This window comes from Asaia sp. As-1742 (assembly GCF_011753235.1).
Classification (GTDB): Bacteria; Pseudomonadota; Alphaproteobacteria; order Acetobacterales; family Acetobacteraceae; genus Asaia; species Asaia bogorensis_B.
Genome location: NZ_VWWA01000044.1, coordinates 1 through 1801 on the forward strand (window position 1 = coordinate 1; position 1801 = coordinate 1801).

General features: G+C 60.5%; 2 protein-coding genes. Both read right to left on the reverse strand.

What is annotated here, in order from left to right; all coding sequences use genetic code 11:
- On the reverse strand, positions 1-1124 hold a 1124-nt coding region (locus F3J08_RS16775), incomplete at its 3' end, for an HlyD family type I secretion periplasmic adaptor subunit (protein WP_166931897.1).
- A gap of 13 nt (positions 1125-1137) precedes the next feature.
- Positions 1138-1801, reverse strand: a 664-nt coding sequence (locus tag F3J08_RS16780; protein WP_166931900.1) for an ABC transporter ATP-binding protein, incomplete at its 5' end; no start/stop codon positions are given.

A 1801-nucleotide genomic window follows, 5' to 3' on the forward strand; every position in this document is an offset into this window, starting at 1 on the left:
GCCACCTTCACCTGCACTTTTTGGCCCTCGCTCACGAAACCAATATCCCTATTGGTGATCTCTGCCTCGACATCGAGCTTGCCGTCATCGGGGACGATGACCATCAGTCGGTCCCCGGCCGTGACCACTCCGCGCACGGAATGCACGGAAAGCTGCTGCACAATTCCCGAGACCGGCGCTCTCAGATCCGTGTCCGCGGCCTCATGCGCGGCGGCGCGGTAAGACGCCTCGTTTTCGGCCAGCTTGCGCCGCGCCTCGGCAAGATCCTTGAGCACGTCATGCGCGTAAACAGCGTGCTGCGCCTCATATTGGTGCCGCAGATCCGCTACGGCGGCGACCGCTTCATCTCGATGCGCACTCTGGATCTCCAGATCGTTCTTCGTATCAGTATAGTGCTGCAGACTTTGAACCACGTTCAGGCGGCTTGCCAGATGCTCCTTATCGAGCCGTGCATACATATCTCTCACCGAGGCCAGCATGGGCAGATCGGCGGACAGCTTTGCGAGCGTATCCTGCCCCTCAAGGATCTCCGCCCGCTTCTCGGCGATCTGCGCGCTCAGACTGGCAAGCTTCCTGGCCTGATCCGCCGCACGGGCGCGGATCGCGGCGAGCGCCTCTCTCGCCGAAAGGGGATCCGAACCGGTCGGAGCGACAAAAGAGAGATCCAGATCCGGCTCGGCCAGCTTATCGGACAAGGCTGACAAGCCTGCAACGTCCAGGCGTGAAGCGTGCAGGTCAGTGAGACTCTTGTCTCGGGACGCATAGGCGGAGACCGGATCAAGCCTGATCAGGGTTTGACCCGCCATCACGTGCTGGCCGTCCTCGACGAGAATGACGTCGATATTCGCCGTTGAAACGGCCTGAACGATTTTGGCTTTACCTATGGGTACTATGACGCCTGGCGCATTGGCGACGATCTCAACCTCGCCGATCGACGCCCATATCAAACCTACAGTGCAGGCCGCGCAGATTGTCAATGCGATTGCGCGGGGTAAGGGGGGCGCAGGTCGCTCCACAATTTCCAATGCCACGGGTAAAAACGCATAGGCATCGTCATCCTGTGCGATCAGGCGCGAGAACCAACCTCTACGCCGCCCCCTTGCAATGGGCATTACATCAGACAAGGCGGCCTTCCCCTCACCCGACCGCATCGAGGCCGCCCTGCAAGGCATGGAGAGACGCGTAGCGGCCCCCGCGATTTACCAGATCCTCATGAGACCCTTCTTCGACCACGCGCCCTTTTTCAAGTGTGATGATCCTGTGGGCGTGGCGTACAGCGCTCAGCCTGTGCGCCACGATCAGAACAGTGCGCCCCTTGCAGATTTGCTTCAGGTTGTTCTGGACGATGCGTTCGCTCTCGTAATCGAGCGCGCTTGTCGCCTCGTCCAGGATGAGGATACGCGGATCGGTCGCAAGTGTGCGGGCGATCGCGAGACGCTGCCTCTGTCCTCCCGACAGGGAAGTGCCCCGTTCGCCCACAGGCGTATCGTACCCCAGAGGCAGGGCAGCAATGAACTCATGGGCGCCGGCAAGGCGTGCGACCCGGATCACCTGCTCTATCGACAATCCGGGCCGGGCCAGGGCGATATTCTCGCGTATCGTCATGTTGAACAGGACATTATCCTGCAGCACCACGCCTATGCCCTGCCGCAGGGTGCTTACGTCCATAGCCGAGATATCTAGGCCATCAATGAGAACGCGACCACGTTCGGGACAATAGAGCCGCTGAAGCAGTTTGGTCAGCGTGCTCTTGCCAGAGCCCGATGATCCTACGATGCCGATGATCTCCCCGGGCTGTATG